This window comes from Bacillus cereus group sp. RP37 (genome assembly GCF_040459695.1).
Taxonomy (GTDB): domain Bacteria; phylum Bacillota; class Bacilli; order Bacillales; family Bacillaceae_G; genus Bacillus_A.
Window position 1 is genome coordinate 426752 of record NZ_JARVHP010000002.1, and the last position, 24508, is coordinate 451259.

The window sequence follows — 24508 nt, forward strand, 5'->3', positions numbered from 1 at the left end:
TTTTTATACATGCCTTATAGTGTTTCCTCATTAATTTTTAAATCTGCTTTATCAACTAACTTTCCATTTTCGTTCTGCAGTTTTTGTGGATCCATATTTTGTTCAAATAAGTTGGCAGTAAGTTGAGGTTTCATTTCTTTAAATGACGGAAGTTTTTGTTTATCTAGTATTTTTATAATATGAAAACCGTAATCGGTTTGTATCGGTTCGCTTATTTGTCCAACCTGTAACTCATAAGCTTTGTCTTCAAATGCGGGTATCATACTGCCAGATTGAAGTAACCCCATGTCGCCACCCACGTTTTTAGTTGCACTATCTTGAGAATATTCTATGGCTAACTTAGTGAAATCTTCCCCAGAATCTAGTTTCGCTTTTACTTCTTTAGCTTATGCCTCGTTTGCTAATAGAATATGGCTTATATGTAATTTCGTTTTTTTGTATCATATAGTGCTTTGAGTTCACTTTCTGTAACTTTCACATGCTCTTCTGCCAATTTATTTTTTAACAGGTCTAATTTTAATTTCTTGCGTAATTGCTGTTCTGTATCCCCTTATTGTGATGGGTATAGTTTTTTAACTTTAATTTGGTACGTGAAATTATATTTACTTAATTAACCCTTTTCTTCCCTCTAAAATTATTATAGCATTCTATATAAATTTTATGTTATTATATAGATAGAAAATTTGTTTCCATTGTTTATACTTTATTGTACGTAGCGTGAAGGACAAACCTTACGCCCTGTTAACTCGGGCGAGGTTTGTCCTTTTTTTATTTTAAGGAGGAATATACTATGAAAAAAATCTACAAAATTGGAGCAGTTATAACAACTTTATGTGTTATTGGTATCACAATCTTTACTTTAACTAAAAATGAATCTGTTAACCCAGAGACTGTAACACAAAACAAAACAATTGTGTCAGCTGCAGAAACAACAGGATCACCCAAAAATATTAGAGATATTTCAAAAGAAGAATTAAAGCAAAAAATACAATCCCATGAAGAGTTCATTGCGTATTACTATCAACCAACCTGTCATTTTTGTAAAAAAGCTGCACCGGATATCAATAGTATGTCGAAAAAGCATGATAGAACCATCTATCGTATTGATATCTCTACACCAGAAAATCAAAGTGCCTTTCAAGAGTTCGACATTCCAGGTACTCCAGTTGTTGTAGCTTATAACAGGGGTGAAGAAGTTGAACGCCTAGAAGGAGTAGTGTCAGCTGCTACATATGATGGATTCTTTGCAAGACGTAATTCGAGTGCTAGCTAGTATAGTGCTCGTTTTTCTTTGTACGAAAGGAGAATTAACATGAAACAAAACGCCCGTATTCAATCTTTAGACATAATAAGAGGTATCGCCATACTATGTATCCTTTTTGTGAATCTACCTACTATGACGGGGCTAGATCCCTTTAATCAGGCAGGTTACTCTGGTACAGATAAAGCGATTCGTTTTTTAGCAGATTTGTTTATACAAGCAAAGTTCTACACTATTTTCGCATTCTTATTTGGAGTAGGATTTTATATCTTTATGAAAAATGCAGAAGTAAAAGGATATCTCATGTATAAGTTGTTTATTCGCAGACTGTGTATTTTATTAGCCTTCGGTTTACTTCACTTCACCTTTCTATGGTATGGAGATATTCTACATGCGTATGCTATAGCTGGATTTATTCTATTGTTCTTTTATAAGCAATCTACTAAGCTTATTTTTATAGCTGGTTGTAGTTTCCTAACGGTTAGTTATGTATTACATATTATTATATTTTTACAAGCAAGTTCTTCTATTCCTGAAGTACCAACTTACTATCAATATATGTTTACAGGCAACACTACCAACCACACGGTAAATCTATTTACACATTATTTATATCAAGTAAAAGCACGTTTGTTTTTTCTGATGATAGAGGAACTCCGACAACTACTAATTGGAATTCCAGAATATATAGGCTTATTTTTAATCGGCTTATGGGCTGGTAAGAAAAATATTTTTAAAAGGGTGCCGGAATTAATAAAGAAAATTAGATTTTTACAGTGGAGTTCGTTATGCATTTCATGTCTTCTCTCTTACCCTATTATCTACTACTTTATAAAAGCGGATGTCTATTACTCTAAGGATGTACAACTATGGATTCTATTTGGAGGGAAAGCGCTAGCTATATTCTATATTTGTACTCTACTTAAAGCTTGTGAGAATAAAAAATATATAAAATGTCTGCAAACCTTTATGAACGTAGGCAAGTATGCTTTAACGAATTACATTAGTCAAAGTATACTAACTCTTGTCATTCTTTCGTTGTGCTTTAAGGATGCCTCACAGGTATATTACTGGCAACTATGTATCTTCGGGATTTTAATTATTTTTGTGCAAATTATATTCAGCAAAATTTGGAGCAAATATTTCCGTTATGGTCCTATTGAGTGGGTATGGAGAAAAGGAGTTTACAAGGGATAACCTATTATATTTCTCAATATATAAAATTATTTAACACGATAAAATAATATTTGGATGGGGGTCCAATACATATTATTAAAATTTAGATGGTTCAAGATAAAGAAAGACACCTTAGGGTGTCTTTCTTTATAGAATTTAGTATTAACATGTATAACAAATTGTACATGTTAATCTGCTGCCTTATTATCCTGTAAAAGAAAAAATATAAATCCCCATAGATATCTATCTTATAGTTAATTACATACATTAATTCATGATATAATTATATCCATATATTAAACTTAAAGGGTGATAATAATGAACTCATACACAAATAAGCAAAAAATAGTATCCCTTATAATAGCTTCATTTATCTTTTTCAGTTTTGTATTAATGGGTATATACAATGTTACAAAATCAAATTTCTTTTACGTAAATTTAGCAGGTTTAACCCTCAATAGTTTCATGTTATTTTTAGCAGCTAAAGCATTAATGAAACAGATTAAAGACTAAGTATATACAATGATAGATTTAAGCTTATTTGAAGGATCGACACATCACAGTCAAGCGAATAAAATTCAGATGGAGGATTCAACATGAATAATCTAAAAAACTACTTAAACGAGAATCTTTTTATGAAGTATTCTCTATATATAATATTAGGAGCTGGAATAATAAGAACCGGTTATGAATTTGGCTATTTCATTACTAAATTCATGTTTTAAAATAATAAGTGGTGTTAATAACAAATAACACCACTTATCAATATATTTTTCATCATATAACTTGAAACATAACAACTATTAAATTCATAATTGCATGAACAAAAAATGATACTAGTAACCGATTAGTACGCACATACACCATAGCAAGCACAAGTCCAATTAAAAAATATCCAAATATAAATGGAAAGTCAAAATGCATAATAGAAAAGAACAATGAACTTATTAATATACTCCAAGTTTGTGTAAATCTTCGTGTTAAAATATTTATGGCCGCATAACGAAAAACAAACTCTTCTACTAAAGGTGCAAGAAGAACAATTGAAATAAGTTCCACAGGAGATATTACTGCAGCAGCAACTGTACTAGACGTATTTGCTGATTGCGTAGTAAGCTGGAATATACTCTTATCTAAAAGACTGCCAACCATCTGCCCAAGAAATATTAATATGATCCCAACTAAAATCCATACAAATGAGTTTCTTGATAATTTAATTGATAACTTCGTATCTTTCATTATCTCTTTTCTATATATAAGAAAAAAGATTATCAACGTAAGTGAAAACCCAATTAGTTCCCAATGCACGAGAAGTTGTTGGATTGCTTGCTGTTGGTTTCCCTGAATATCATACCAACCTGTCTTCGCAAGCAATTGGACACCTATAATCCCAACAAATTGAGTCATTATAAAATATATAAGTATGATATAACCTGATTTATGTAAATTACTATTATTCATGTTTATGTATTTACCCTTCACTTTTTTTATTCAATTAACGATTTTGGTTTACTTTTGCTCCATCCATTTTTTCTACGTCTTTCTGCTAAACACATTTGTCCAGAAAATCCTATATTATTGAACAGGATTATCGATTCTCAAATTGCAATTTTTTAATTTTGATGATGTAACCACCTATAATGGAAATATACTTTTTTCTAAGGAGGAATCTAATGTATATATCAAATAGGATTGGCTTATTTAGCTGGATTGCAACTTGCCTATACTTTTTAATTGAACCTTTCTTTATTTTCACTTCTACAGCACCTTATAACTATTTGCACCACGCAATGAGTGATCTAGGTGTAACAACCTGTGGAAAATTCACCTACGAAATAGCTCCTTATGAAATATGCTCCCCTAATCATTTTTGGATGAATTTACTCTTTATTATTAATGGAATAACATTTTGTATTGGAGTACTATATATTTCACAGTATCTAGAAAAAACAAGAATTAATAGAATTGCAACATTTTTTATACTTATAATAGGAGTCTCCACTATAGTTTCAGGATTAATTCCTGCAGATATAAACCTAATTGGACATTCTATTCTAGTTTGGATAGGTATGCTTACTGTATTTCCAGGATTATTTATTTTTGCTAAGAATCTTAAAAAAGCTAGAAAATGGACATATTTCTGTTTACTAAGCTTAATAGTAATAATAATTCTTATCTCACTTGTTTTTCTTTTCCCCTTACCTGCAGGTCTACTACAAAGACTTTTCTATTTGGTTCTTTTCGTTTGGGGAACTGTATCAACCTACAAATTAATAAAATAAAAAATTTGTTCACTTTTTTGATACATTTATGAAACATTCATATGTTATCTTCAATACGTTCTTTTCTCTTTATAATGCCGTGTGAGATATACTCAGACTTGAAGCCCTAGACCCCCTAACTCTAGGGCTTCTCTATTCAAATAAGGATTTTTTTAGTTTTGTAACAACTCATATGTGTAATTAACATCCTCATTTGTATCCCTCCATATTCATCTTATTTTAGCGATATATATAAATTTCTTTTAACCACGGTTTTATTTTTTAAAAAAGGGTTGTGTTTTTCTCCACACCCCTCATTTCCTTCTTAATCCACAGGTACTTCTTCTTGTCCATGTGGAATTTGTGCAATTGGTGTTACAATTTGTGCATATTGGTTTACCCGCACTTTAAATTGTCGTGGTTCTAAGAAGTTTACCTGTTGAATTAAAACTTCAATATGAAACGTATCTACTTTTTTTCCACGGTCGATTTTGGTAATTCGCGCATTGTAAAACTTATCCCCATTTAGGAAATATCGTTGTACAGCTTCTGTAGCCAGCATACGCTCATTACTTGTCATTTTCATTGGTTCAATACCAAATCCAGCCTTTGTAAACAAATACGGGACATCATAACTACTATTAGAAATTTTTCGTAGTAAGTCCTCTACTGTTTTTGTTTTCGCGATATATTCCTCCTCTTTTGTATCAAATCCCTTGGGCTTATCTCCGAGCATCTCTATTTCATCTTGGTTTACTTGCTCTTCCTCTTGCACTTGTGATTTCATCATGTAACGATGAATAGTATTATAAGTAGCAACGCCTACTACTAACACAATAATTCCCAATATAACTAAGTACTTACGAGGCAGATTCGCTAACACATTCATGACTTTCTTCATTTCTTCACATCCCAAATCAGTCTATAACATTACGAATTTGCGTCATATGTTGACCTCTTGCTGTATAGTTTAGACCTGTAATTTGTACACCTTTATTATCACCAATATGAATCATTCTTTGATTCCCCATATAAATTGCAACGTGCCCTGGGTTTTCATAGAAAATAAGATCCCCTGGTTGTGCATGATTGATATCTGGTACTTGTTTACCTTGTCCGACTTGAGCACCTGTCCAATCTCCAAGTTGTACACCTATGCTTGTTCTAAAGACATACTGCGTAAACCCTGAGCAATCTGAAGAGCCACCTGGTGGATTACGGTCTCCTAATACATATCTGACTTTTCCTTGCCCTAGCCATTTTTTCGCTTCTTCCAGTACCTTTTGTCGTTTAGCATTTGTCATGGTAGGGGAACCACCAGATGATAACCCTGGATCATCATTTTTCTTAAAGAACTTCAGTGGATCGGTCGGTTGGTCGTTTATACGAATTTGGAAATCTAAATGGACAGCGTAACCAAGCATATTCAGAACGCCACCAACATAGTTAGAACCACCCATTTCCCCAATAATTTGTCCTTTTGTTACCATAGTTCCTGGTGTAACTGAAATCTTACTCAAGTGTAAATAACGGGATACAATGCCATTCCCATGATCAATATAGACACCTAGACCACCGTAGTTTACATATCCTGTTTGAGCTGTAACTACTCCCGCTTCCATCGACCATACGGGGTCTCCTGGTTTTCCAGCGGTCATGGCTCCAATATCTACAGCATTATGCGGTTTGTTATTATGAATTTCATCAAATGTACCTGTAATACGCCCTGATTTTGTTGGCCATTTCCAACCTTTATCAGAAATCCATTCTCCATCTCCATTTGCTACACAACCTAAATCTTTGTAATATTTTAAAACTTTGGAAACATATGTAAAATCCCCGTAGCATGCATTAACCTTTGTCCTGAAGTTATTCGGATCGGAGCAACCACCTGGATTTAAATGATTCTTACTTCTTGAGAACTCAATAGCTGTTTCTTCTGAATAGCCACCCTTTGCTAAAGCGTAACTAATAAAACCTTCGCCAAAGTTGTAAGACTGCAAAGCAAGTGCAATGTCACCATTGGCCTTTCCTAGTACATCTTTAAATTCCCGTACACCTGCTTCTATAGAAATATTGGGATCTTTAATACACCCTACACGAGCATTTCCCTTTACACCTATACAAGATGAGCTCATGTCTCCATATTGCCCCTCTGAAGCCTGCATCGGGTCATTTCCTGCTCCACCTGATTCCTGCATCATTTGGGCAGCCAAAATACCAACATATTCAGCAACACCATGTTTTTCTGCCATTTCTTTAATTTTAGGAAGGTATCCTGTAACTTTTGCATTAAGATTGAAAGGCTCCCCGCCAGGACTCACATTACCTACACACATACCACCAACAAAATTACTAGAAGGTGCCAGATGTCCATATGTCGCTTCTAACATCCCGGCTTCTAATATCTCTCGCGCACGCTCTTTTTGACTCTTACTAAACTTTGCGAGTTCCATAGCTTTCTCTAGCCCATGAGAAGATGTTGTCACTTTTTTACTTCCACTCGCATTAATCTCATCTATTTTTTTCTTAAAATCTGTATCTCCTAATATCTTTTTTACATCCGGTCCAGAGTAACTTTCAGATTTGGTTTTTTGCATCTCCTTTTTCTTTTTTTCACAAGGATCATTCGGTCCTGCCTCGCATACCTCTTTTTCCGTATATTCTTCATATTGGATATCCAAGAAATATGATATAGCGTCATGCGGATCTTTACCAGTCAAATCATTATCATATCGCGCCATGTCAAAAGCGACAACTTCTTTCCAATCCACATTCAGAGCCATTGAAACTTCCATATATTTTTTTACTTGTTCCTCTGTCTTACTTTCATCATCGGTAAAAGGTACAAAAGAGACTAAAATCACACACACAGCAATAATTACTCCCATAATCAAAGCGGCAGGCACTCCAACCGCTGCTATAACAGCACCCACAATTTTTAGTATACCTGCTTTTAGCATTTTGGCAGCAGCTTTCGCTGCCGCCTTTCCTGCTTTCCCTGCTAATTTTGCCATCTTCCCGCGCGCTTGCATCCCTTTTTTCTTAATAAAGTGTGCAGCTACATCTTTTAAAGGGTTACTTTTTTTCTGTTCATTTGGATCGTTAGGATTTTGACTCATAGACTTGTCACTCCATACTTTCCATTTTCATTATTTCTTCTTTTTCGCTGTGCTAAGCGAGGGTTTGGCGCAAATGGAATCAGATTTTGTGGATCATGTTCTGATAAATTCAGATGCGTCTCTGTACGTACAACTTCTTCATGTGTTTGGGTTACTAGAATTTCTTCTCTCGGCTTAATACTGCTATCTTTCACTTCACAAACCCTTTCAATCCTTTGGTTTGCTTGTAATCGTGTATCTCCTTTTCCGAACGGAGAAATACGTGACACTGTACCGTCTGTAGTTGTCGCAACCATGTAACTACGATCTCTTTCAACAACCATTTGTACATTTTGATAGCCACCTTGGTCCAAATCAGACATATAGAAATGACCATTGTCTACCTTATGATTCACTGTAAGTGGCGGTTCGCTAAATACTGCTTTCTGTTGTAAAGGTCTTTGATTTTGATTTCCTACCAATTGATTTGGGTTTATATTAAAATCACGACTGATACTAATTTTGCCACCACTGGAATCTTGGATATAAGCTGGCGACTCTATAATACCACTCTTATACGGCTTTAATTGTCCACCAGAAATATTTAAATCTTTATATACAACTTGTCCCTCGTGAACTCGACTATCTCCACTACCATAACGGGATACAACTTGCGTCATACCACTGGAATCTTTTGCTTCAATCCATGATTTATTATTTGTCACAACAAGGCGTACTGCCCCTTCAGTAACAGATTGATTTCCAGTAGCATCCGTTGTTGTTGGTACCATTCTCTGAATCTCTTGAATTTCTTTTGCTTCTGTTTGAACAGCTTTGTTATACGGGTTATGTTTACTTACCATACGTGCAGTCGCTTGATAAGCACCTGCACCACCAATTACACCAACTGCATAACTTAACCCTTTTGTTACATTATAATGGCGTTCTGCTGCATTCCCACCTAATGATGTATTGACAGCAGCATTGGTCCCACTTATCACTCTTTGTACTGCATTCCCTCCGGATTGTTGTACAGTACTCGCAGCACTAAAGAATGCATTTGATACCGTATCAATACGATCCGCAAGCATAAGGTGTTTTACACCTTCCATTACACTCATGCCAAGTTTTGTACTTTGCTGTGTCATACGTCCCACTGCGGAAGTTGGGATAGATATTTTACCAGCGCTTTGTGCAATATTCGCTACACTTGTTGATGCATCTGCATAAGAGCGTTCGATTTCCGCAACGGAAAGATCTCCTGCACGTGCAATACTCGCTTGCGTTTGTGTCGCTGCATATACGGCTTTATTAATTGCACCACCTGTCGCAACGCCATGTGAACGAACACCTTGAATCGCACTAGTAATTCCAGAACCTACTTGTTGGCTCACCGTTCCAAGACTTGCATGGCCTTGTAAACCTTTCGTTAATTGCGAAGCAAAGGCATCTTTATTAATATACGATTGATTATGAAGACTCTTACCACTCGTATATTTTGCCTGTACGGGCATCGCTCCCGCTTGTACTGCCGCTTGTTGTGCGACTGCCTTAAATTCATTTCCTTTTTCATTTAAGTGAGACTGCCAAGCTTGCTCTTTTTGTGGTTGAGACATAGTTGGAGACAACTTTTTCATAAAGCTTGCCTGTTGTTCTACTGCATAGCCCTGTTTAAAGGACTCTGTAGAGGCTTGAACTAGGTTCCCAACATTACTTACTTGTTTTGCCTTCTGGCTTCCAGTTCCACTTGTCAAACCGTGTGTTTTCACACCGTTGACTGCCTTCTGAATGCCTGCTGCACTAGATATACCCATTGCATTTAAGCCAGGATTTTTTTGTAACTGTTGTGATAAATGAGAAGCGAAAGCTTCTTTATTCGCATAGTTTGTACCGTCTTTTTGCAGTACAATACCAGCCGATTCTGCCGCTTGTTGTGCATGATTTTTAAATCCTTGTACTTTTTGATCCAAATGTTTATTCCATGCTGCTTCTTTTTCTTGTTGCGGCATATCTGCAGGGAATTGTTTTATGAATCCAGCCTTATGGTCTGCACAATAAGCCTTCTTGAATGCAGCACTAGAAGCACCGACAAGAGCACCTACTCGTCCCATATTTTGATGGCCACTTTCTAACGTTTCTCCCTTTACTCCCTCAATTTCTTTTCCAATTTTCCCTAATGCGAGTCGAGAAGCAAACGCATCTTTATCCACATAGGACTTATCAAACAGATTATTTCCTTGCTTATCCTTCGCTTCACCTGGCATGGCTCCTACTTTTATTGCCGCCTGTTCTGCGTGGTTCCTAAATCCTTGTACTTTTGCGCTCAGATGGTCGTTCCAGTGTTTCTCCTTCTCTTCCACTGACATATTTTCTGGTAACTGACTCATAAACGCATCTTTATGGTCTGCCTCATAGCCCTTTTGGAATGCATTCGTTGCAGCGTTAACTAAATCTCTAGCATTTCCATAGGGTGTAGCGGTTTTCTTCATATTTTGTAAATCTTGTTTCCGCTGATTTGTGAAACGAGACATTTGATCACTATTTGTTTTCGCTACTTTTTTAGCAATCTCTGTATCAGAAGCATTAGGGAATGCTTGTTTTAAGCGGCTTGCAACTGTAGAATCAGGATTATCCGCTTTCCAATTTTCAAAATCTTTTGTAGCTAAATCCTGTGCGATATCTTCATCGGTTAGTTCCGGATACGATTCACCATTTAGATTTGAATACGTGTCCGCACCCTTCTTTACACTCGAACTAATATGTTTTCCTAAGGCTACAGCCCCTTCACCGACTGCAGCAACACTTCTACCGGCCACTGCACCAGGAGCACCACCTAATGCACTTCCAACTTGCGAGCCTACTACCATCGCTCCCGGTCCAAGACCAGCTCCCGCTGCCATACCAGCAAGTCCTGTCGTTGCTTTACCAATTGAACTTCCAATTTGACCTACTTTTAACATACGAGCTGCACGAGATGTTGTACCAACATCTGTCCCTAAATTCGCTCCTAATGCATCTTTCGGGTTATCCGCATCTTCTTTTATCTTTTCTTTATCCCCTTTATCATCCGGTTTTGCTTTTGAATTACGATAGTCATCTCGAATACCTTTAACCAGTCCAGCCACACTTGCTAAAGCACCCATCCCCATCATCGTACCCGCTCTATGAATACCACCTGATGCATTGGTGCTCAGGCCGATAAAGCTTTTCACAATCTCACCAACTGGGATAAACATGGCAAGTAATACTAATTTTATAATAGGATTTTTTGCGTCCCCAATAAGTGTAATGACTAACCATAAGGTAATTGCGTGAATCGCTTGAATTAATACTGCTCCCATAAACTCGCGAATCCAATATAACGTTTGTTGTTTCTTTTGTGGAAATAACCACATTCCTACCATTACAGGACCTAATAACATTAATACGTACAATGTCACTGCGCGCATTAAATAATAGAAATTCGCCCAAATCATTAATCCAGCTTCAATAAATAGTCCGAATATGATAAACATATAATCGTTTTCATGCCCTTTCATTGAAAGCTCTGTAATTGTTTTATTGTCAGACAGTCCCGACTTTAATAAAGGTATTTGTTGATCCGGGTTAAAATTCCCGTTATTTACTCCATTTATCGCCTCTTTAAATTCCAATGTAATCCAATTGTTTAGATCAAATACAAAATTATAAAAGAAATCTAAATGCCAGAGGCAAATCGAGATAATCATTAAGTCTTTTGCATATTCAATTAATGCCGTGCGATTATTTGGATTCATAGCTGTTGCTGAATATTTTGCTGCTGTAATCACTACACTGACAAGGACACAAAAGGCAACAAGCTTAAACATAACAGGCATACCGGTATCTAATACATTCGTAACCGCATTCTTTGAATATAAAAAATCTAGATTAGCATTATCTCCACCAAAGACTAGAACTGGAATAGTATCCATAAATCCATAAATAGGCGCTAGGAGGGCCTTTACCATATGAATAATAAGGCCACCGACCCAATCTATTATTTTCTCAAGCATAATTTCACCTTCCTTTTCAAGGGTATGCTATTATCCTGCGTACCCTTGTACTTTCTTCATGTTATTTAAAAGCTCTTGTAGTACCGCTTCATTCGATTCAATGAACATCATTTCTTTGTCTGATGGATCTGTTTGAATCCAAACCGAACTATCTCCTACACGGAAGATTCCTTCTCCTTTTCCAGGGTTGTTAAGAATAATATCTAACTCTCCAGCAGTTAAGTTAAAGTTCTCTTGGATTTTTTTCTTATCAATCTTATTTTGTTCTAAGAAGAAATAAGAGAAAGTAGATTGCAAGATACCACGTGCTTTCACATTTTCTAAAATACGAACAAAGTCCTGACTCGCCCAACACATACCAGCATTTCTTTTACGTGAACGACGTGCTACTTTTTCTAAGAAGTTAACCGTTTGTTCATAATCAATAAACTGCCACATCTCATCCACATACAGTACTTTTCGTTTGATAGCATGTTCTGGACTCTTAATCCAATGCTCCCAAATATAGTTCAAGATAACGTGGAAAGCGATTGGTTTTAAAAATCCTTCCTCTAAATGACTAATGTTAAAATTAACAACGCGTGATTCATTTAACTGTGTTTCTACACCACGGCCAAAATAACTTTGCCCATCAAATAATGGTTTTGAACCATCGCGTAAGAACGGACGAATTGCGGCAATTAATTCTTCTGCTTTCACATCGTCTCCATGATGTTCTACTATGACATCGTAGATTTCTTTTAACTCTGGTTCTGGCTTTCTTACTTGAGACTGAATTAATTGTCCATCCACCTTCTTCACTTCATCTGTATATAAAGAGGAAGGATGTGAGGTAATACCATGTTTATCAAACACTTCACGAATGGCATCTTCTAGCATTGTACGCTGGAATACATTTAATCCTGGTTGATCAAAATCTTGTCCGCGAATAATAATGTCAAAGAATCCAAGTATTTCATTGATTTTCTCTAAAATCGGTACAAATCTTACATACTTCACGCCATCACGCTCTACAAGTTCTTTCTTATCATATTGTTCAAGTGCTTCTAGCTCTTCATCTTTATCCGTAATCTGAAGTTCTGTTACAGCGATTGCACAAGGGTTGATAATGATATTACTTTCAGGCGAAATATTTAAATTAATACCACCTAAACGTTTTGTAATTTTTACGAATTCACCTTCTGGGTCAATAATCATTGCATGCGTATCTGCAAGTGATGTTTCACGAGCGAGCTTCATTTTTAAAAGTAAACTTTTCCCGGAACCTGAGATCCCCGTCACACCAATGTTATAGTTTGGTGGACGATAATCTGCATTCCCGAAAGAATTTAAAAATTCTACTTGCCCAGTAATTTTGTTCTTTCCTATCGGTATACCTCCGTTAAATCTTCCGGAACCTGACACAAAAGGTGCAAATGTACATAGAGCACGTCTATCGATATTTCGATAGGTATCTTGCAGAGTATTTGGTGCACCTAGTGGCATAACAGCTTTCAAACCACTCTTCACACGATTCCAAGTACTTGCTATCTTAAAGTGTGATGCTTGCATTTCATCTTCAATATACTCACATAGAACGTCCAATTCTTTCTTTGATTCGGCATACGCAACACCCATTGTACTCACCATATAGGAATCATTTTCATTGAACTGGATTTCATCCATTAAATTGTTAGTATCTTGAATTTTTGCATCTAAATCTTTTTCTTGGTCAATGTTTCCTCGTGTACGTTGGAAAGAGAGATTCGAACGTAGCATAGTAAGCTGCATATCTAATGATCGCATTGCTTTGGCTTTTGGCTCTTTATGTATATCGATCATCACATCCACTTCCCCAGCTGAAGTTAACATGTTCAACCAATTGGTTTGCATCATACGTGGATACCCATCACGTGGAATATAAAACGGGCGGAAGAACGTATTACTTCCTAAGGATTGTTTAATTACTCCATAATCTTCTGCGTCAATTTTCATTCCTTCTGGAGCAATGACATCAAATACTGTAGTTTGATTGTCTAATTGCGTCGGTATTTCCTCTTCTTCCAACTCTTCCTCCTCTAGTTCCAATTCATCTTTTTCTTCTGCTTCTATTTTTTTCTTTTCCTTTTTCTTTTTTCCGAATAACTTCATAATTACGCCACCTCGTTATTTGATTTTTCTGTCTTTTCTTCCGCTAGTACTTTTTTCAGTAACTCTAGTTTTCTCTCATTCGTCTCACTGGTTGAATATAAGGAGAAATTCTCGTTTTCAATTAAGTCCTGGAAACGCGCTTTTACAGCTTTACGACGATTAAACGCTACGTATAAAAGTTCTATTAATTTATCTTTCGTTAACATTTCTACATTAATTTTTGCTTTCGATAGTAGATTTCGAGAAGCATTATAACGACGGTACAATTCGTTAAACGCCTTATCCACAATCTTTTCCTCCAACTCTTCCTCTGTATCAGCAGTAATTGTACTAATATCAACCTTATATGGATAAATTAAATAACGCTTTTGCTCATATCGAGGTTGCGAACGTTGCCAGTACTCTAAGTTATCGATAACTTCTTGACCATATAGTACTGTCTCTGGTGTAAGGTCCTTCGCACCTTTCATCGTTTCTGTCATTTTTCGTACAGGATCTGTTAAATCTACAAACTTACTTTGAATATATACTTTTGTATTAAACTCTAATGTGGTTAACCATGATTCAATTTTGATATCAATCGCTTCTTGTTCCATATTGGAGAGTAAGTAATAATTAACTGGATGCGCTTCCGCAATCAAGACAAATGTATCATCATGATAACGAATCATATGATTATCAATTTCCTTAATGTCTTCTACAAAAGCGTTAAAGAAATCAACATTATCCTCATCAACTTCTGATTCGGCAAGCATATTCTTTTTATTTTTCTTTCCACTTTTTTCAGCAGTGTGTTTCTCTACTCCGCCTTGCTTTTTCCCCTTTTTCTTAGACCCAAACAGCGGTTTTCCGTTCATTTTCCGATAAAAGAAAAATCCTACAATGGCTATCGCCGTAAAATATATCATTTCCAACATCTATAAATTCTCCTTTACCCATGTAGTTGGCTCGTACCCTTTTCTCCACTTCCCTTTTTCGGAACGGCTACGCATTTTGATAAGTAAAAATCTATCTAGATACATGTGTTGTTTTTCTTTATAAATAAAAGCAAACGCTATTACACCTACTACCGTTGGTAGTGCTAAAATTAAGCAAATAAAAAACGCTACTACCGCATCAATAGGTGCAAATAGCCGCCATAAACATGGTACATATAAATAAAGAGCCGCCCCGCCACCTAATAGATAAATCAATTGGCGTTTACTTAATACACCTAACAGCGTTTTTTGTTCCGAAGTCATGTCAACAGGAACAGTTACTTTTCTCATATTGTTTCCTCCCTTGTATAAGAGAAGCTCTCCCCAAATGGAGGAGAGCTTGTACATACTCTTATGTTAGATTGTTGCAACCCAAGCTGCGATGTCGTACGCTTTGATCATGACAAAGCCTCCAATTGCCGCACAAGCTAAACCAATCATAGCTTGTGTACGGTTTTCAGGGTTCTTCCCTTGCGCACCGGAAAGTTTAATAGCTGCGAATACAACACAAGCAACTACCCAAATACTACCAAAACCAATTAATGTTTTTACAAGGGTATTCATACTATTTTGGACAGTTGCAGCATCGCCTTTACCGCCATTACCACCAAGGCCCTTCGTAAAACTACCTTTTGCCAGTAAGAAATCTCCAACTGATGTTGTCATAAGTTTTGCAGACAACCAATTCAACATAATTCCTGCACCTCCGGATGTTTTTGCTCGCAAAACGCAAAAAGACCCCAATACACGCACACGTCCCCTAAGGACATGGCGCATATTGAGGTCTTCTCTTATATGCGAACTGATTAATTTTTATTTTATTGTGAAATCTTATTACTTTCATATTATAGCTATACGATTTTAAAAATACAAGCCCTAATTTACACTTAAAAAATAAAAATAGACTTTTCATGTTCCATTTTTATTTAATTTCTTTGTCTTCTTTGTTTGGATCGTACCCTATCATTTGAATTTGAAAAATATCACTGTTCTTAAGACCTAGAACATTCATTTCTTCTCTCAATGAACGCCATGGTTCTATTTTTATTTATTTTGTAATTTTGTCTCTAAATATATACACATATACATAGTATGCTTCTTTTTTCTTGTACATAATAACCTCCATTTTACTACAATGGGAGAAAATCTTATTAACCACTGCCTCGTCATTATCTCAAGCGTATTGTATGACCTTATCAATCTGTTTGACTCTGATATTACTAACATGTCCTGTATTCCTTATCTCAGAAAACAGATTAGTCCCACCTTGCTGTTGCTCTACTTCATTTCCACGGTTTCCCTAGTCCCATTGTTATTCCTTACTTTCCCCCCAAAGGTTCATTTTGTTTAAATTTTGCTTAATTTTCACCAATAATTATCTAAAAATTTCAAAATCGTTATATAATGAATTTAATTCAAATTAGGAGTGGTTAAAATGCCTGATACAATAAGACTTGCTCTTTTCATCTTTATAGCAATTAGTGCTGTTTTCTCTTTAATAAAAGAGTTTAAAAAACCTGAGAAAAAAGCGCTTTGGATTTCAATAGAATTTTTAGTTCTTTTCTGGGCGATATGTGTAATTGTAAATATCATAATCTAATTTGTAATGTATAAGTCTCTCTAAATAAAATTAAATATTCCGTCAATAATGTAGACAACCCATTTCTTAACCATATTCCATGATTGGAGCGGTTAGCTTTTGCTAACTGCTCTTTTATTTGTAAAAGGCACTCAATTAAATGGGTACTCATATAATATTCTGAGTTCCTTTCTATATAAAATAGTCGTTACAAAATGAATCTCGTCACGAGAGCACTTTATTTAGTGCTCTTTTTTACATATGCTTACCAGAAAGCATTTTTGTTTTAAATAATAGCTTCAAACTACTTGGGCACATTTACCAATTTATTTCCCGCTAAAACCATGTTAAAATCACCTGTGAGTACGACATAACTCAGTCTTATGAAGCCCTGTAACATTTTCTGCGGGCTTCTTTTTTTCAACAAGCCGTTAGTTAAGTATGCTGAGTACTTTGATTTATAAAATCACTTTTTGTTCACTTTTTTGATACATTTATGAAACATTCATTTGTTATCTTGAGTACGTTCTTTTCTTTTTATAATGTCGTGTGAGATATACCATGACTTGAAGCCCTAGCCCCCTAATCCTAGGGCTTCTTCATTTAAATAAGGATTTTGTTTAAATCCACCTTAATTCCTATCATTATTTCCCGATATATAAATTCTGTTATAGGTTAGAGGGAATTCTAAAACAAGAAAAAATATAATTTAAATCACAAAATGTGCAACAATCAAAAAGAATAAAAAAACAGGTAATTGTTTGTAATCACAATTACCTGTTTAAAATCGTTTATATTTACTCTTTATGTTTTAAAATTTCATTAACCTCTTCCACACTTAATTCAGTAGCTTCTGATATCTTCTCTATAGGTACACCAACTTTAATTAAATTGCGAATCATCTCTATCTTAGTGGCTGTTCTAGCTTCTTTTGCAGCTTTTTTTGCTGCTTTTTTCGCTGCTTTCTCTTCTGCCGTCTCTATTTCTGATATTCTATCTTTGATTGCCTTCTCTCTCGCCTCATATAAGCGTAAAAAGTCCTTATCACTACTTAAACGCTCCCAATCCTCTATTGCCTTTTTCAAAACTGGATCTTTTTCCATCGCGATTCCCTCCAGGATTGTTGTTAATTTCTCATCTTCATATGCAGGAAATAGTAATAGCCAACGTGCTAATATATCATCCCATGGATCCATTCGATTTTCTTGCCATTCTCGAATTACTTTTGGAATCTCAAGAAAGTGCAATTGCATATTCTCTGAAATTATGTGCTCTGATTTTTTGTTCATGACTACACCGACATTATGAAAGTCTTCTTCTTCTGGAAACAGAATAAAATCCACTATATTAATACAAATGGTTGGTCTTAATTCTATGTACTTCATTCCCTGAATCATTTGAGAATAATACATGCCAGCCCAGTAGAACAAAGATCGCTCGATTATGTCTTTTTTGTCGCGAACCTGTATCTCTATATTTAATTTTATACCATTATTAAGAGTAGCTCGCAAATCTAAAATAGACAATTTATCATCCTTTTGCTCCCTTGGGAGATGTGGATCATCTAAATGTAACGAAATGATTTCCTCATCTAAATAGGATTGTAATACCGCATTAAGAAAACCAATGAGTATATCTTCATTTCCCTCTACTCCAAACAACCGCTTGAAAGCAAAATCAACTCGTAAATTTACTAGATTTTTTTCATAGATGTATTCATATTCTCTTCTACCTTTCTTTTTGTTAATTTAAAACCTTTGTAGTAACTGAATATAAAAAAAGATAGAATTACAAACTCTATCTTTTTTAACCTACTTATTTAACGTATTCCCTGAAAGAATTCTCCTTCCTCAAGCGTGTGAAGGGCGTAGCCCAACGATAGATGGGAGATGAATTTCGGTTTGGCATAGCCAAAAACTTTTGATAAACTAGCTATATGAAGTTCTTTGATAACTTGATATAGAAGGTTGCAGGAAGAAAATAGAGTGCGAAAACCAAGCCATTCGGTTCCTGCGTAAAATATCAACCGTACCAAAAGAGCATCCATTCGTTGGACATCTAGGGGTGGAACACCCCGAAGTAACGCTCAGGGAGACGAAAGGTTACTTTCGTCGTGGAACTGAGAAGCTCCCACTTCAAGCTTTGCTAAGTGGCGAGTAGTTCACGAAAATATCAACCTAATTTATGACTATTACAGTCCCTTAAACACAGGTTTAAATCCCGCTTGCATTGTATCATCCAGACCTTTTCCTTGTGCTGGGTTCCATGCTGCAATAATTACGTTATAACCCTCTTGCTTTAACTTTGTCGCAAAGTCTATAAGAGCTTTTCTTACTTTCTTATTCTCTACTAAATCAGCATCAAACGCTAAATAGACATTTTCTACCCCCATATCCTTTAATACAGGCATAGTAATTCTCCAAGCATTTACACCAGGAATCGCAAGAACCGTTGTTCCTACTTCAGAAAGTTCCACTTTATTAAATCTCTCTGGAATCAAATCAGCAATCAGATCTGCTTTTATAGCCCCCTCTGTTATCATCACTGATTTAGTTTGATGAAGTGTACCAGAATTCCAATGTTTCAAATGAGAACTCGGTACCGCTACATGCACAGGCAGTGGATTTTCACTACCTCCTGCACCAGTTCCTTGATTTTTGTTTGCTGATGAGATCCATAAATATTTTTGCCCTTTATGAATTTTTACAACAATTCGTTCCTCTTGAGATGGAATTTCTACCTTTTTGCTCACTTCTAGTTCACCTTCAAATATACAATCACCATTCTTAGTTATCTTTACAACATTAGGTTGTTCAATTAATTCTGCTTGAACTCCAGTAGGTGCCGATTTCACATGAACTGAGTTTTTCACTTCATCCACACGAACCTGCCATCCAACAATTTGATTATACTGGTTTCGAAAAGGAATCAATATACCAGGGAAGCCTGACATTAAACGAAGAGAAAGCTGACTTTTCTTCATCTCATAAAATCCCGGAATGCCCTGCCAGCAACTTTTTCTCCCAATCTGTTCAAATAGTTTCTCCCAAACGGTCGTATACGTATTATCCTCTTCTAACACAATTTGTTGCTTTAAGAAAGAACGATATTGACGTACTTGTATTTGTTCCTCGCTCATTTTTCTATCTATTATTAAATGTGCATGATGATGCACTTGCAATGGTATGAAATCTATTAACTTACGATTAAACACATTTAATTCCTCATTGCTTTTCTTAGCATGGATCTGAACTTCATCCACCTCAGGCAATTGATACTTATCTTTTCCATTTATGTAGTGAATGTAGCTTGGATTGCCCGTGTTTTTTCCATAGATCCATTTACTTTCTACACGCGTACACGCTACTTTCTCTTGCGAAACATGCAGCATGCAATTGCCTGTATCATGACAAATTGGACACGGAACACGATAAAACTCCCACCAGCTACCTCTTGGATAAGCACTTGTTAAACGGAACTGTCCTTTTTGAATGTTATAATGCATAATCCCCCACCCCTTATATATTTTTTATTATGTATAGAACAACTACCTGCATTAAACTCCTTATACTTCTATTTAGATGCTTTCTTTGTTCTCCTAACAGAAATACAAAAGAATATATTTCACAAACTAAATAATCGTTTTTATGTTCTTGTTCTAGCAAATCGGATGCTATATATACTTCAAATGCTCTAGCAAATATCTCGTGATTTGTAGACTAATATTTTTTGATTCTCTTTTTATCTAATTTGATTGTTGTATAAAAGTATAGATACCTCAAAACTAGTATTCATTTTATATCTGCCTAAATAATAATTTTTGCCTCATGTAATAATGGGTTTTACCAGTCAAACAGACTTTAAAACAACACAAAAAGGGATTCTTTAAGTCGATTAAAAATGTGCACAGCTAATTAAATAAGCTTTATATACACTAATCGGCTCAAAGAAGCCCTTTCAGAATTGAAGCAAGACGTAAATTGCTTCTACAACTCAACCACAACACATAAGGTGTGGGAATAAACAGAATCAAATAAACAATAAATATAGTTCCATGTTAATAAATTCATACAAAAATTTCAACAACTTTATGTTTCCTTAATCCACTCCTTTCTACCTTTCAGTGAATATTTTTGTACAACCATATGTTTCTACCGTTTCAAATTGCAATCCTAGATCTTGCTCTCTTATAATAGCTCATGCATATCCCACCAATCCCATTAATTGTCCCCTTAATACTATCTAAAAGTTATCATTTATATATATGCTATTTCAGGCTAACTTTTAGACTGGCAAAAAGAACTTTTCTCTTTCGGTGTGTTCATTTGGTTAAATGGGCTATTCTATTAATTCTATTAAATTCATTAATTCAACTATTACATATTATCGTTTCGTTCATATACTATATTATATTGCTAGAAAGGAGGCGTAACCATGGATAGTTGCGTTGTGTTTGTAAATGGACAACCTTTTTTAGTTCTTTCAGTCGCTGGTATCGAAATTGCTAGATTAGAGATTTCCCTCCAAGTAGCATTAGCTTTAAGAGTGCTCGGAATACCAATCTGCGATTAATTAACGTACCGCTAAAGAAGAGGGCATTAGCTCTCTTTTTTTATTTTCCCCTTATCTTTCTTTTCTTAACAATAAACAAGACGCCACCCAGATCACGGCAGCGCCTACAATAATTGCAATAAACTTAATCAAACTTATTTATCCTCACACTATTTATTTTTGCTTCCATACCCCATTCTCTTTATAATAAGTATTCTTGCCATCCATAAAGTCAGCTGTTTTACCAGGAATGCTATATTTCTTATTCTTTTTCTAACCTTCTTCTTCAGCCTTTTCTCTTCTTGAATAGCTTGCAAATCCGCCTTCCATTGTTTCAACAAATCCTTTTCACGTCGCATAGAATTTGTACCTCTTGGATTAAAATGTGAACCAAATAACTAGATTCTACCTATTTATACAGATATCCTCTAGTCCAAATATTCATTTTGTTCAAATTCAAGTTTAACCTTTACCAATTTGTGGTTATCCTTCTAAATAGACCAACAATATATTAAAATTTCTTATATACCATTAGGAGGTCTAAAATGCTCAACTTTCGTGCAATACTACTCATCTTAGGATTCTTTTTGTTTTTATATGGACTCATCGCTCTAGCGTTATTCTTTACGGCGTAATAGCAATTCAAAAAATGTGCCCATCTTATTCAACAAAAAAGAGCATCCACGTCAGTAGATGCTAGAATATGTTAAGGGAAATTCCCCAATGAGCATTGAATAGGATATAAGCGGTTAGCTTGTCCTACACTATACTATATGATTTCTATATTAAAATGGTTCATCAAAAAGGCACCTTATACAGGTACCCTTTCATGAATGCAGGGGTAACACTAAAACGCTACAATACACTAGAAGAGATGATTGTTTGGTTATATCATTTCTATGCCCCCCTAATATTTAATGTGTGATTTCTACATAACAAAGAAAAAGGCATCCGTATTGGATGCTTAATGTATACTAATATTAATATTGAATAACTTCATTGATAGGCTTTCTAGAACAATAAATATACTAGCTGAAACTGATCTATATCCGATATTCTTTCCTGTAACATTAATAGTAATCTCCTCTAAATGGGTTTTCACATCATCTTTTTCAAAAATTTTGTCTTCAACCTTTTCAACTATTGCTACATTATCGACTTCTTTAAAAGTTTTCAGTAATTTTGCTTCTAATAAAATAAAATCAAAATTTTCATCTTTAACCACATTAAATTTAATTTTCATTTTTCTTTCCCCATTTTTAACTAGTTAATATATTAACATTGATATAATTATATATATTTGTATTAAATAATTCAAAAAATATGTTTTATTAACTTACTCATTGTTTTCCTATCTAATAGAGAGAGAGAAAGAGAAAAATAAAAACAATCGGAAAAACTTCTTCTTCCAAGGTCACTCGCAACCTTCTCCAAACCACCGCATCATGTAATTTTTCAGCTCATATTAGCTACGCGCTTTACGTTCGGTACTTGGGAAAAGACTAAGAATCTTCTCGTTTATATTCTGTAGAGTCGGTCAATACTTCAGCTGGCCGATCTTGTGCTGACCAATCACGTTTGCATAATGTTTAATTTATATCCAAGAGATATATCTTTCTTCCGATGCCTTATTTGAAGCAATACACATGGAGAACTGAGGGAGCTTTGTCTATATTAGCTCAAACAAAGAGCGACACCCCTTGCCCAACGAAAAATGTGAGTAATTCATTAAAAGTGTAAATCACATCGTCCAAATTGATGAAATGAAGCCTATTTTAATATTTGTTTATTATCCAGAAACGCGTAACCATTCAATCATGAACGACCACCCCATTCCATTTCCAGAAACAAATGACAAAGAATAATAGAATTGTATTCACTTAAAAGGATTATTTCATTAAGTTTCTATAAAACGCTAATTAATATATAATTAAATTATTCAAATATTAGGTGGTGATGCAAATGATTGAAACAATCCGAATTGCTCTTTTCACTCTTGTAGGAATAAGTGCCATATTTTCTGTAATCAAAGAATTTCAAAAACCAGAAAAAAAAGTTTTGGATTACATTCGAAACTTTAATTCTGATCGATACAGCCTGGATGTTAATAGGACTTCTCGTGTAACCTAAATAATTAGTACACCCCCTTGAATAAAGCTTAACATTCCGTCAATACTATATATGACATTAGATTTTCTCCTTGTTCCCCCTTGGAGAACCAGCCGAGCAGTTAGTTTTTTAGCTGCTCTTTTATTTATGAAAAAAGATAAAATCCTTTATAATGATTCTTCTTTATTTCTCAATATAAAGCTCTTTGGATTTTTGTTAACAATCTTGTAGTGTATGAACAAAGAGTAAGGCAAGAGTTACTCTTTTCCATTTTAGGAAAGGTCCTGTTGTAGACAACGGGGCCTTTTTACATATATAGATAGTTTTTTTGAATTTTTCACCATTAACCACAAAAATATCTTATAATCGTTATATACTAAATTAATTAACGGATTAGGAGTAGATCAAATGCCAGTTACACTAGAACTTATTCTTTTCATTCTTCTAGCAATTAGTGCTGTTGGCTATTTAGTAAAAGAATTTCAAAAAACTAGGAAAAGAACACTTGGAATTTCACTAGAATTCTTGGTCCTTTTCTGGTCAATATGGAGAATTTCGACTATCATAATCTGATTTGTAAAACATGAATTCCTTCGAATAATAATCAAGATCATGTCCATAATGTTGATAGGCTTGTATGCCAAAGTCCATTTAGTTTTCTCTGTATCTCCTTGTATTGAGCAGTTAGTTTTTGCTAGCTGCTCTTTTACTTATGAAAAAAGATAAATTTTTTATAATGATTCTTCTTTATTTCTCAATATAAAGAGTCTTGGATTCTCGTTAACAATCTTATAGTATATAAATAGAGTAAGGTAAGAGTTACTCTTTGCCATTTTAGGAAAGGTTCTGTAGGAAACAGCAGAACCTTTTTTCGTGATTTAAAGGTACTAAGGCAAAATGAAATTTTTACCATAAAGATAATTATTAAATATTTTACGCCCATACATTATAATGGAATAGTTATTGTATATTGGCATTAAGAGGAGCGACCTGATTAAGGGCTTCTCTTTTTTTATAAAATAGCATTATTGCAATCTCCCTCTGTATATCTTCTTGATCTGCGTTTCAGTGAATTCCTCGTACACAGCAAATACTTCAGGGAACTGACTCAAACACATATCAATAATTATGTCATCTGTAATTCTAATACAGAACTACTTAACTTCACCCATGTAATCGTTGTGTAGGTAATAACTCCTAATCTCGCAATGGCAAGCGTTTGCTTTTAAGACTTCATACAGCTTGATTTTTATTTCATCTATATCAAATATTGATAACTGCCCTTCGATTTCAACCTGTTCAATCATTTTCCCATTCCCCTTTCAAATC

At 34.9% G+C, this 24508-nt stretch carries 19 protein-coding genes and 4 pseudogenes; 7 read left to right on the forward strand and 16 right to left on the reverse strand.

What is annotated here, in order from left to right; translation table 11 throughout:
• Nucleotides 1-14: 14 nt before the first annotated feature.
• Nucleotides 15-374, reverse strand: a pseudogene (locus QCI44_RS30210) (peptidylprolyl isomerase); the annotation flags it as partial.
• A gap of 416 nt (nucleotides 375-790) precedes the next feature.
• On the opposite strand from QCI44_RS30210, the gene QCI44_RS30215 reads away from it, so the two are divergent.
• The 3 genes from QCI44_RS30215 (at nucleotide 791) to QCI44_RS30225 (ending at nucleotide 2950) form a co-directional block, all read left to right on the forward strand.
• On the forward strand, nucleotides 791-1273 hold the full coding sequence (locus QCI44_RS30215; RefSeq protein WP_016089768.1) for a thioredoxin family protein: 483 nt from the start codon (nucleotides 791-793) through the stop codon (nucleotides 1271-1273).
• 39 nt (nucleotides 1274-1312) lie between these two features.
• On the forward strand, nucleotides 1313-2458 hold the full coding sequence (locus tag QCI44_RS30220; RefSeq protein WP_016135667.1) for a DUF418 domain-containing protein: 1146 nt from the start codon (nucleotides 1313-1315) through the stop codon (nucleotides 2456-2458).
• A gap of 297 nt (nucleotides 2459-2755) precedes the next feature.
• Entirely contained in the window at nucleotides 2756-2950 is a 195-nt protein-coding gene (locus QCI44_RS30225) for a hypothetical protein (RefSeq protein ID WP_016089770.1), read from the forward strand.
• Nucleotides 2951-3214: 264 nt separating this feature from the next.
• Here QCI44_RS30225 and QCI44_RS30230 read toward each other — a convergent pair whose 3' ends face one another.
• Nucleotides 3215-3898, reverse strand: coding sequence for a CPBP family intramembrane glutamic endopeptidase (locus QCI44_RS30230; RefSeq protein WP_088083983.1), 684 nt, complete (start codon nucleotides 3896-3898; stop codon nucleotides 3215-3217).
• A 212-nt stretch (nucleotides 3899-4110) separates the two neighbouring features.
• Between QCI44_RS30230 and QCI44_RS30235 the strand changes: the two genes are divergently transcribed.
• The gene (locus tag QCI44_RS30235) at nucleotides 4111-4719 is read left to right on the forward strand and encodes a DUF998 domain-containing protein (RefSeq protein WP_016135670.1); all 609 of its coding nucleotides are present in this window, start codon (nucleotides 4111-4113) and stop codon (nucleotides 4717-4719) included.
• Nucleotides 4720-5023: 304 nt separating this feature from the next.
• Here QCI44_RS30235 and QCI44_RS30240 read toward each other — a convergent pair whose 3' ends face one another.
• The 8 genes and pseudogenes from QCI44_RS30240 to QCI44_RS30275 all read right to left on the reverse strand — a co-directional run bounded on the left by QCI44_RS30240 (nucleotide 5024) and on the right by QCI44_RS30275 (nucleotide 16054).
• Nucleotides 5024-5599 (reverse strand): hypothetical protein, encoded by a 576-nt coding sequence (locus QCI44_RS30240; protein WP_016089774.1) that lies wholly within the window; start codon nucleotides 5597-5599, stop codon nucleotides 5024-5026.
• A gap of 16 nt (nucleotides 5600-5615) precedes the next feature.
• Nucleotides 5616-7820 carry a lysozyme family protein gene (locus tag QCI44_RS30245; RefSeq protein WP_353811650.1) on the reverse strand — a complete coding sequence of 735 codons (2205 nt, stop codon included), beginning with the start codon at nucleotides 7818-7820 and terminating at the stop codon, nucleotides 5616-5618.
• On the reverse strand, nucleotides 7817-11833 hold the full coding sequence (locus tag QCI44_RS30250; RefSeq protein WP_016135672.1) for a type IV secretion system protein: 4017 nt from the start codon (nucleotides 11831-11833) through the stop codon (nucleotides 7817-7819). The genes QCI44_RS30245 and QCI44_RS30250 overlap by 4 nt, the downstream gene beginning before the upstream one ends.
• Before the next feature lie 30 nt (nucleotides 11834-11863).
• Nucleotides 11864-13900 carry a VirB4 family type IV secretion system protein gene (locus tag QCI44_RS30255; RefSeq protein ID WP_483299562.1) on the reverse strand — a complete coding sequence of 679 codons (2037 nt, stop codon included), beginning with the start codon at nucleotides 13898-13900 and terminating at the stop codon, nucleotides 11864-11866.
• Nucleotides 13901-13965: 65 nt separating this feature from the next.
• On the reverse strand, nucleotides 13966-14880 hold the full coding sequence (locus QCI44_RS30260; RefSeq protein WP_016135674.1) for a hypothetical protein: 915 nt from the start codon (nucleotides 14878-14880) through the stop codon (nucleotides 13966-13968).
• Nucleotides 14881-15231, reverse strand: coding sequence for a PrgI family protein (locus tag QCI44_RS30265; protein ID WP_016135675.1), 351 nt, complete (start codon nucleotides 15229-15231; stop codon nucleotides 14881-14883).
• A gap of 66 nt (nucleotides 15232-15297) precedes the next feature.
• A complete protein-coding gene (locus QCI44_RS30270; RefSeq protein ID WP_016089780.1) occupies nucleotides 15298-15717 on the reverse strand; it encodes a hypothetical protein in 420 nt (139 codons plus the stop codon).
• Nucleotides 15718-15862: 145 nt separating this feature from the next.
• Nucleotides 15863-16054, reverse strand: a pseudogene (locus QCI44_RS30275) (hypothetical protein).
• Nucleotides 16055-16375: 321 nt separating this feature from the next.
• Between QCI44_RS30275 and QCI44_RS30280 the strand changes: the two are divergent.
• The gene (locus QCI44_RS30280) at nucleotides 16376-16540 is read left to right on the forward strand and encodes a hypothetical protein (RefSeq protein ID WP_016135677.1); all 165 of its coding nucleotides are present in this window, start codon (nucleotides 16376-16378) and stop codon (nucleotides 16538-16540) included.
• A 776-nt stretch (nucleotides 16541-17316) separates the two neighbouring features.
• Here QCI44_RS30280 and QCI44_RS30285 read toward each other — a convergent pair.
• The 3 genes and pseudogenes from QCI44_RS30285 to QCI44_RS30295 all read right to left on the reverse strand — a co-directional run.
• Nucleotides 17317-18180 carry an Rpn family recombination-promoting nuclease/putative transposase gene (locus tag QCI44_RS30285; RefSeq protein ID WP_016135678.1) on the reverse strand — a complete coding sequence of 288 codons (864 nt, stop codon included), beginning with the start codon at nucleotides 18178-18180 and terminating at the stop codon, nucleotides 17317-17319.
• 530 nt (nucleotides 18181-18710) lie between these two features.
• Nucleotides 18711-20024, reverse strand: a complete 1314-nt coding sequence (locus QCI44_RS30290) for a DUF3854 domain-containing protein (protein WP_098413066.1) — start codon at nucleotides 20022-20024, stop codon at nucleotides 18711-18713.
• Nucleotides 20025-20037: 13 nt separating this feature from the next.
• A pseudogene (locus QCI44_RS30295) lies at nucleotides 20038-20292 on the reverse strand (LPD1 domain-containing protein); the annotation flags it as partial.
• Between the two features lie 661 nt (nucleotides 20293-20953).
• Here QCI44_RS30295 and QCI44_RS30300 point away from each other — a divergent pair.
• Nucleotides 20954-21091, forward strand: a complete 138-nt coding sequence (locus tag QCI44_RS30300; protein ID WP_000376554.1) for a DUF3956 domain-containing protein — start codon at nucleotides 20954-20956, stop codon at nucleotides 21089-21091.
• Between the two features lie 153 nt (nucleotides 21092-21244).
• On the opposite strand, the pseudogene QCI44_RS30305 reads toward QCI44_RS30300, so the two are convergent.
• Together QCI44_RS30305 and QCI44_RS30310 are read right to left on the reverse strand one after the other, a co-directional pair.
• Nucleotides 21245-21429: pseudogene (locus QCI44_RS30305) on the reverse strand (hypothetical protein).
• Between the two features lie 605 nt (nucleotides 21430-22034).
• Entirely contained in the window at nucleotides 22035-22313 is a 279-nt protein-coding gene (locus QCI44_RS30310; protein WP_016135680.1) for a hypothetical protein, read from the reverse strand.
• A gap of 719 nt (nucleotides 22314-23032) precedes the next feature.
• Here QCI44_RS30310 and QCI44_RS30315 point away from each other — a divergent pair.
• Entirely contained in the window at nucleotides 23033-23200 is a 168-nt protein-coding gene (locus QCI44_RS30315) for a hypothetical protein (RefSeq protein WP_016135681.1), read from the forward strand.
• Between the two features lie 1133 nt (nucleotides 23201-24333).
• Here the strand turns inward: QCI44_RS30315 and QCI44_RS30705 are convergent.
• Nucleotides 24334-24486: a hypothetical protein gene (locus tag QCI44_RS30705; RefSeq protein WP_016089789.1), complete on the reverse strand. Its 153-nt coding sequence runs from the start codon at nucleotides 24484-24486 to the stop codon at nucleotides 24334-24336.
• Nucleotides 24487-24508: the final 22 nt, after the last annotated feature.

Excerpts from the sequence above, each read along its gene's own strand:
- QCI44_RS30215 (WP_016089768.1), top strand. The coding sequence starts at position 791 with ATGAAAAAAATCTACAAAATTGGAGCAGTTATAACAACTTTATGTGTT.
- QCI44_RS30220 (WP_016135667.1), top strand. The coding sequence starts at position 1,313 with ATGAAACAAAACGCCCGTATTCAATCTTTAGACATAATAAGAGGTATC.
- QCI44_RS30225 (WP_016089770.1), top strand. The coding sequence starts at position 2,756 with ATGAACTCATACACAAATAAGCAAAAAATAGTATCCCTTATAATAGCT.
- QCI44_RS30230 (WP_088083983.1), bottom strand. The coding sequence starts at position 3,898 with ATGAATAATAGTAATTTACATAAATCAGGTTATATCATACTTATATAT.
- QCI44_RS30235 (WP_016135670.1), top strand. The coding sequence starts at position 4,111 with ATGTATATATCAAATAGGATTGGCTTATTTAGCTGGATTGCAACTTGC.
- QCI44_RS30240 (WP_016089774.1), bottom strand. The coding sequence starts at position 5,599 with ATGAAGAAAGTCATGAATGTGTTAGCGAATCTGCCTCGTAAGTACTTA.
- QCI44_RS30245 (WP_353811650.1), bottom strand. The coding sequence starts at position 7,820 with ATGAGTCAAAATCCTAACGATCCAAATGAACAGAAAAAAAGTAACCCT.
- QCI44_RS30250 (WP_016135672.1), bottom strand. The coding sequence starts at position 11,833 with ATGCTTGAGAAAATAATAGATTGGGTCGGTGGCCTTATTATTCATATG.
- QCI44_RS30260 (WP_016135674.1), bottom strand. The coding sequence starts at position 14,880 with ATGTTGGAAATGATATATTTTACGGCGATAGCCATTGTAGGATTTTTC.
- QCI44_RS30265 (WP_016135675.1), bottom strand. The coding sequence starts at position 15,231 with ATGAGAAAAGTAACTGTTCCTGTTGACATGACTTCGGAACAAAAAACG.
- QCI44_RS30270 (WP_016089780.1), bottom strand. The coding sequence starts at position 15,717 with ATGCGCCATGTCCTTAGGGGACGTGTGCGTGTATTGGGGTCTTTTTGC.
- QCI44_RS30280 (WP_016135677.1), top strand. The coding sequence starts at position 16,376 with ATGCCTGATACAATAAGACTTGCTCTTTTCATCTTTATAGCAATTAGT.
- QCI44_RS30290 (WP_098413066.1), bottom strand. The coding sequence starts at position 20,024 with ATGCATTATAACATTCAAAAAGGACAGTTCCGTTTAACAAGTGCTTAT.
- QCI44_RS30300 (WP_000376554.1), top strand. The coding sequence starts at position 20,954 with ATGGATAGTTGCGTTGTGTTTGTAAATGGACAACCTTTTTTAGTTCTT.
- QCI44_RS30310 (WP_016135680.1), bottom strand. The coding sequence starts at position 22,313 with ATGAAAATTAAATTTAATGTGGTTAAAGATGAAAATTTTGATTTTATT.
- QCI44_RS30315 (WP_016135681.1), top strand. The coding sequence starts at position 23,033 with ATGATTGAAACAATCCGAATTGCTCTTTTCACTCTTGTAGGAATAAGT.
- QCI44_RS30705 (WP_016089789.1), bottom strand. The coding sequence starts at position 24,486 with ATGATTGAACAGGTTGAAATCGAAGGGCAGTTATCAATATTTGATATA.